We start from the raw sequence: 7,202 nt of genomic DNA, 5'->3' as shown, positions 1-7,202 counted from the left end.
ATCCCGTCTTTGACAGTTAAATAGGAAAAAAGAGTGGAACCCATTGGTATCAGTGGATTTTCACTCTTTTTAAAATGTTGTATGGAATATCTAATTTGATATTTTTTTGATTTTTTTATTTAGTTCTTTGGGCTGATAATATTCCTTGTCCAATTCTAATCCAAATGTTTCATTCAAAGCATCACATAGTGTACTTCCTGTATAAGTTGCCTGATAGTACAGATCATGATTATTGACCACATTCATATTTTTTAAGTTTTCAATGATTTCTCCGGTAGTAAAATGTCTGCCTTTTTGATTTAATTTTACTTCCATTATCCTTTGAATGAGCAATGCCGTATAACATGTCATAAAATGTGCTATGATACGATCATTTTTTCGATGATTTATAGGTCTTGCTTTGAAATTTGTTTTTAAAACTCTAAAACAATCTTCTATCCTATATCTCTGCGAATTGATCTCAATTATTTTTTTTGCTTCGTTTTCTGCATCCAGATTTGTAGCGATGGCATAGAAACCATCATACATCTCTTCTTTTTTTATCATCTCTTCATCAATATAATATTTATTCTTTTCATTTTTTACTTTTTTAATGAATCTTTTTGGATCGTTTTGATTCTTTTTTAAATCTTCGACCTTATTATTTTTTATAAGTCTTTGAGCACGTTCTATTTGACTGTTGCGAATATGCCTTTGATATTCCATCGCTTTTCTGGAAAAAGTAATGATGACATATTGTTTCAGTTCACCTTTGACTTTTTTTGTTCCTGTTTTTCCTGTAGAAGTCACATATTCTTCTGTAAGTCCTAAATCAACAGCCTTATCTGCACTGATCACTTTATACAGGATATCATTGTATAGATGGAGATTGTCTTCATCATTTTTATCAAATTCGTGCATTTCCTTTAGTGTCATAGGCAAGTCGTTGGATAAAAGCTTATAGTCACAATCATTAAATACTGCTTCCTGTAAAGGTTTCGACAGTTTCTTTATGGACTGTGTGACTATAAAGGCTCTGCTTCCAAAAGAATTGAACTTTCTAATATCATAGGAACCAAGTCCTGCATCAGCGCAATAGATAAGTTTTTTATCTTTGAAAGATCTTATCATTTTCTCTTCGGTTGAAGTGGCACACAACTGTTCGTTTTGATTTCCTGGATTGATACACATTGATAAAGGAATTCCCTGTGCATCAATGAACAGTCCCATTTGAACGATTGGAGTTGGCTGATGCTGTTTGGAAATCCCGTACTTTCTCAACATGTAAAAGATTTCACCAGTAACTTCATCGATATAATCCTCATCTGCAGTTTCAATTTCAAAATAATAGTTTGTACAGTCAAAATAACATACAGATGTATCTCTTGGAATGATGTTATTGCTTGCCTCATACAAATGGGAAATGTATTCATCAAAGTGTTTGGCCAAAAGCGATAGGAATCTAAGAGAAGATTCATAGAGATAGTGCGGCTGTTCATAATATATATGAAGATGATCATAGATTCCCAGTTTCGAACGAGGATCAAGTATTCGAGAGATGGTAAGAAATCTGTTTATGAGATCAGCATCATAATCGACCCTGGTTTGCGAAACAATATTGTTCAGAAAATCTTTGATCTTCAAATCATGATAGATAGACTGGATAAAGAAATAGCCAATATTGATATTTTTTGAATGGGCAACAGTATCCATTGAAGAAGGAAGCTTTTTAGAAAAATCGATATTGACATCTATAGAAATTTTATTGGCTTTATATTCTTCATTGAATTTAGCGACTTCCTGTTTTGCATATTCAAGAGGATCGTCAGTAATTTTAAGAAGGTCATTGTGTTTTCCAATAGTTTTAATGTTGCGGGTAGTCGTTTTCTTGCCGTTTCTGATACCCTGTTGAATAAAATAAGTTGGATTTTTAGAACGTCTGTCATAGTAAAGCTTCATGAAAATCATCTCCTAGAGACATTATACCACCATATACAACACCATACAACATTTAAAATGATAAAATTTGACAGTAAAAAAACTCAAAAAACCTATATGGAATAAGCGCTTTGAGCATATCTATATTCGTATGGAAGTTACATAACTGTCAAAAACCCGAGTAGCTATAGAAAGCTACTTCTTTTTTTATTTACATTTAGAAAATAAAAGATAGCTAAGTATGAAAGTCATACTTTTCTTTTTGAAATTATAGGAATATAAATAAAAATGTAAAATTGTTTTTTCTTAGGGAAATATTATGCTAGAATATGTTGGGGTGAAAGACGATGCAAAAATATTTTATAAATGAAAATATCGAATTGAATAAAACATTTCAAATAGAAAGTAGTGATCAACACCATATAGAAAAAGTTATGCGTAATAAAAATGGTGATCAGATCATTTGTGTGGATTTAAAACATATTCAATATCTATGTACAATAGAAAATGTTCAAGAAGGTTTTATTTTACCAATTGAAAAACTAGATATTAATAATGAATTAGATGTAGAAGTGACACTTGTTTATGCTTTGCCTAAAGGTGATAAATTTGAATTAGTTTTACAAAAAGCATGTGAATTAGGTGTTCATCATATTATTCCTTTGAGTTCAAAAAGGTGTGTTGTCAAACTTACAAAAGAAAAGTTTAATAAAAAACTACCCCGTTATCAAAAAATATTAAAAGAAGCAAGTGAACAATCAGGTAGAAATAGAATTCCTTCAATAGAAGAAGTAAAAACAATTAAAGAATTAAAGCCATATTTAAAAGATTATAATTTAGTTGCGTATGAAGAAACTGCTAAGCAACATGAACATGGAGAATTGTTTCATACTTTGCAACAATTAAAATCAGGAGATCAATTATTGATTATTGTTGGTTGTGAAGGCGGTTTTGATGAAAGTGAAATTCATGAATTAAATGAAATGGGAGTTAAATGTTGTTCATTAGGAAATCGTATTTTAAGAAGTGAAACGGCTCCTCTTTATTTAATGAGTGTGATTGGATATTCAAGGGAGTTAGCTAAATGATTAAGTTATTAAAGAAATATGGTTTGGAATTAAAATTCAAAAAATGTGATTTGTTTCGTCTTATTGAAGGACAAAAAGATATTTTTATTGAAGATGGTTTTACTTTTAAAATGACAAATGAAGAAGAAATGTTTAAATATGAAGTGATTTTAAATGGAATTTATAATAAGACAAAGATAGAAGGAGAATATAAAAAATTTGTTTATGAAACACAAGATGCTATTCAATATTTAAATTATGAAGAAAAACAAAAAATGTTTAATAGTATTATTAGTGAAATCTTAAAAAACTTAAAACTCATGAAAGTTGATCAACAAATTGTTTTAATTCCTTATTTAGAACCTTTTATAAATGAAAGATATTTAAATAATTACATGTTATTAACATTAAAACAACATCAATTATATGTAAAAAATTATCCAAGAAATATAGAAAGTCCATACCAACTTTATGGATCAAAAATATTACGTTCTGCATTTTCTTCTTTAAAGGGAATAGCAGAGGATGAAAATAATGAATACTATTATTATGATGGTTTAAAGAAAATCTATATTTTTGATAAAAAAACATGTTGTTTAGTAGATAGTTTTCCAATAGTTGATAAATATTTCCAAGGAAATACATCTTTAGAAGATATAAAAATAGCGATGTCTTATTATAAACAACCTCAACAATTTATAAATCAATTACATGAATTAAATTATCTTAGTGATAAAATACATAAAAAAATAACAAAGAAATTAAAGTAGGTGAAAGAATGAAAGTTGCATTTCATACATTAGGATGTAAAGTTAATTCCTATGAATCTCAAGCAATGTTAAATATGTTTGAAGAAGCAGGGTATGAAGAAGTTAATTTTAAAGAAGTGGCAGATGTTTATGTTGTTAATACATGTACTGTCACAAATACAGGAGATAGCAAATCTCGTCAAATGATACGTAAAGCAATTCGTAAAAATCCAGAAGCAACAGTATGTGTTGTAGGATGTTACAGTCAAATTGCTCCTCAAGATATAGAAGCCATTGAAGGTGTAAGTGTTATTTTAGGAACACAATTTAGAAATGAAATCGTTGATTTAGTAGAAAAGTATCAACAAACACATGAAAGAATTGTGAAAGTTTCTGAAGTTAAACAATTAAGAAAATTTGAAGATTTAAATATTGATCGTTTTTTACATACAAGAGCTTATTTGAAAATTCAAGATGGATGCAATAATTTCTGTACGTATTGTATTATTCCTTATGCTAGAGGAAGAGTACGTTCAAGAAAACCAGAAAGTGTTATTGAACAAGCAAAAGAATTGGTTCAAAAAGGTTATGTTGAAATTGTTTTAACAGGTATTCATACAGCAGGTTATGGTGAAGATTTAGAAAATTATAGTTTCTATGATTTATTAGTAGATTTAACGAAAATAGAAGGACTTAAAAGATTACGTATTTCTTCTATTGAAACAAGTCAAATTACAGATGAGATTATAGAACTTATTTCAAAATCAAAAATTATTGTGGATCATTTACATGTACCACTTCAAGCTGGATGTGATGAAACGCTTAAACGTATGAATAGAAAATATAATTGTGAACAATATTATGAAAAATTATCAAAAATTAGAAGATTGATTCCTGATATTGTTTTCACAACAGATGTGATTGTTGGTTTCCCAGGGGAAACAGAAGAAGAATTTGAAAAAACATATGAATTCATTAAAAAAGTAGGTTATACTCAATTACATGTTTTTCCTTATTCTATGCGTAAAGGAACACCAGCAGCACGTATGGAACAAGTTGATGAAAAAGTCAAACATGAAAGAGTTAACCGTTTGATAGCTTTATCTCATGAATTAAATGAAAATTATGCGAAATCGCAAATTGGTAAGACATTAAGAGTTCTTTTTGAAAAAGAAGAAGATGGATATTATGTGGGTCATGGAGATAATTATTTACTTATTAAGGTTCCAAGTGATGAGCAATTGATAAGTCAATTGAAGAATGTTATAATTGAATCATATGATGAAATATTAATTGGAAGAGTGGTATAATGAAACGATTAAATGAGTTGTTTGATATTGATAATGATATGAAAATATACTCAATTCATAGTGATTCAAGATATGTAAAGCCCTATTCGGTATTTTTTTGTATTGAAGGATTGAGTGTGGATGGACATCGTTATGTAGATGATGCTATTTTTCAAGGTGCAAAAGTTATTGTTCATAGTAAAGATATCGAAAAACAACCGGGTATTATTTATATTAAAGTAGCGGATGCTTTAGATGAATTAAATAGAGTTTCGAATGTGTTTTATGATTATCCAAGTAAAAAGATGCGTGTTGTTGGAGTGACAGGAACAAGTGGTAAAACGGTTGTTGCTTCAATGGTTAAAAGCATCATGGATCATTATTGTAAAGCAGCCTATATGGGGACAATTTCTTTAGAATATGATGGTGTAGAAGAAGAGTGTCCTTATACCACACCAGAAACTTTGTATGTACAAAAGAAATTGTTTGATATGGCAAGAAGAGGTGTTAAAGTTGTTGCTATGGAAGCAAGTAGTCATGGTTTAGCGCTTAAGCGAATTGATGCAGTTGATTTTAATATTGCCGTTCTAACAAATCTTTCTGATGAGCATTTAGATTTTCATGGGACAAGAAGGCATTATATTGAAAGTAAAAAGAAATTATTTTCAATGTTATTAACAAATTCAATTGCTGTTTTAAATAAGGATGAAGAAGTTTTTTCTGAGTTTAAGGCGGCAACAAAAGCAAGAATTATGACATATGGTATTAAAAATGAAAGTGAGATTATGGCTAAGAATATAGAGCTTTATATTGACCATAGTGAATTTGATCTTTCATTGAAAGGAAATCTATATCATATTGTTTGTCCAACAATTGCTGATTTTAATATTTATAATGTTCTTGCAACAGTGGGTGTATTGGTTGGTTTAGGGTTTGATGATCGTATGATCATTGAAGCAATTAGTGATATAAAACCAGTTAATGGGAGAATGGAACTTATTCCTAATCATCATAAAATTACGATTATTGTTGATTATTGTTGTCATACTAAGGATTTTGAAAATGTTTTTAAATTTGCAGATCGTGTTTCAAAAGGCAATATTATTGCTGTTTTAGGGGCACCGAGTAAAAGACATATGGCAAGAAGGAAGAAAATAGGTGCACTTGCTAATAGATATTTAGATCATGTTATTTTAACAGAGTTAGATGATCGTGGAGAAAATATTGAAGAAATCTGTAAAGAAATTCAAAGTGAAATCACCAATATTCCAAGTATTATTATTACAAATCGTACAGTTGCAGTAGAACAGGCGATTGAACAAGCAAGTCCTGGAGATGTTGTTTTATTATTAGGAAAAGGACATGAAAAATTTATTGCTCTAGAAGTTGGGCAAAGAGAATATGATGGGGATAAAGCAGTTGCTTTAAAAGCCATTAAAAGAGTATATGAAGGAGAAGAAGAAAATGAATTACAACAAAATGATTGATCATACTGTTTTAAAAGCAGATACACCTTTAGAAACAGTTAAAAGAATTTGTGATGAAGCAATGGAATATGGTTTTGCTAGTGTATGCATTAATCCATGCCATGTAGCTTATTGTGCAGACTATTTAAAAGATAGTGATGTTAATGTATGTACTGTTATTGGTTTTCCATTAGGAGCTAATACAAGTGCAGTAAAAGCATTTGAAACAAAAGATGCGATTGCTAATGGGGCTGATGAAATTGATATGGTGATGAATATTGGTGCTTTAAAAGATAAAAATTATGATTTAGTAAGAGATGATGTTAAAGCAGTAGTTGAAGCAGCAAATGGAACATTAGTAAAAGTTATTTTAGAAACATGTTTACTTACAGAAGATGAAATTAAAAAAGCATGTGAATTATGTGTAGAAGCTAAAGCTGATTATGTTAAAACAAGTACAGGTTTTTCTACAAGAGGAGCAACAATTGAAGATGTTAGAATCATGAAAGAAGCTGTTCATGGAAAAGCAAAAGTAAAAGCTGCAGGTGGTGTTAGAACACCTGAAGATATGGTAAAAATTGTCGCTGCTGGAGCTGATCGTATTGGAACAAGTGCAGGATGTTCTTTAGTTAAAAAATAAGTTAGATGTAATTTTAATGTTATTTACAAAATACAGGTATAAAAAGGAAAATATGTAAATGGTATTCGAAATGG

Annotated in this window: 6 protein-coding genes; 5 read left to right on the top strand and 1 reads right to left on the bottom strand. The window is 29.5% G+C overall.

Translation table 11 applies throughout. The annotated features are described in order from the left end of the window. Positions 1 to 90 precede the first annotated feature (90 nt). Positions 91 to 1,938 carry an IS1634 family transposase gene (locus ACLVEP_RS09730; RefSeq protein WP_412582585.1) on the bottom strand — a complete coding sequence of 616 codons (1,848 nt, stop codon included), beginning with the start codon at positions 1,936 to 1,938 and terminating at the stop codon, positions 91 to 93. Positions 1,939 to 2,264: 326 nt separating this feature from the next. Between ACLVEP_RS09730 and ACLVEP_RS09725 the strand changes: the two genes are divergently transcribed. From ACLVEP_RS09725 to deoC, 5 genes are read left to right on the top strand one after another with little or no spacing between them, the layout of a single operon-like run. Beyond that, on the top strand, positions 2,265 to 3,005 hold the full coding sequence (locus ACLVEP_RS09725; RefSeq protein WP_412584500.1) for an RsmE family RNA methyltransferase: 741 nt from the start codon (positions 2,265 to 2,267) through the stop codon (positions 3,003 to 3,005). Next, complete coding sequence (locus ACLVEP_RS09720) at positions 3,002 to 3,754, top strand: hypothetical protein (RefSeq protein ID WP_412584498.1); 753 nt, start codon at positions 3,002 to 3,004, stop codon at positions 3,752 to 3,754. The genes ACLVEP_RS09725 and ACLVEP_RS09720 overlap by 4 nt, the downstream gene beginning before the upstream one ends. A gap of 8 nt (positions 3,755 to 3,762) precedes the next feature. After that, complete coding sequence (gene mtaB / locus ACLVEP_RS09715) at positions 3,763 to 5,043, top strand: tRNA (N(6)-L-threonylcarbamoyladenosine(37)-C(2))-methylthiotransferase MtaB (RefSeq protein ID WP_412584496.1); 1,281 nt, start codon at positions 3,763 to 3,765, stop codon at positions 5,041 to 5,043. Beyond that, positions 5,043 to 6,509, top strand: coding sequence for a UDP-N-acetylmuramoyl-L-alanyl-D-glutamate--2,6-diaminopimelate ligase (locus ACLVEP_RS09710; RefSeq protein ID WP_412584494.1), 1,467 nt, complete (start codon positions 5,043 to 5,045; stop codon positions 6,507 to 6,509). The genes mtaB and ACLVEP_RS09710 overlap by 1 nt, the downstream gene beginning before the upstream one ends. Beyond that, positions 6,487 to 7,128 carry a deoxyribose-phosphate aldolase gene (gene deoC, locus ACLVEP_RS09705; protein WP_022002489.1) on the top strand — a complete coding sequence of 214 codons (642 nt, stop codon included), beginning with the start codon at positions 6,487 to 6,489 and terminating at the stop codon, positions 7,126 to 7,128. The genes ACLVEP_RS09710 and deoC overlap by 23 nt, the downstream gene beginning before the upstream one ends. The last annotated feature ends 74 nt before the right edge of the window (positions 7,129 to 7,202 follow it).

It is taken from the genome of Faecalibacillus sp., from assembly GCF_047023275.1.
GTDB lineage: Bacteria > Bacillota_I > Bacilli_A > Erysipelotrichales > Coprobacillaceae > Faecalibacillus.
This window is presented reverse-complemented; position numbering and strand designations above follow the sequence as displayed.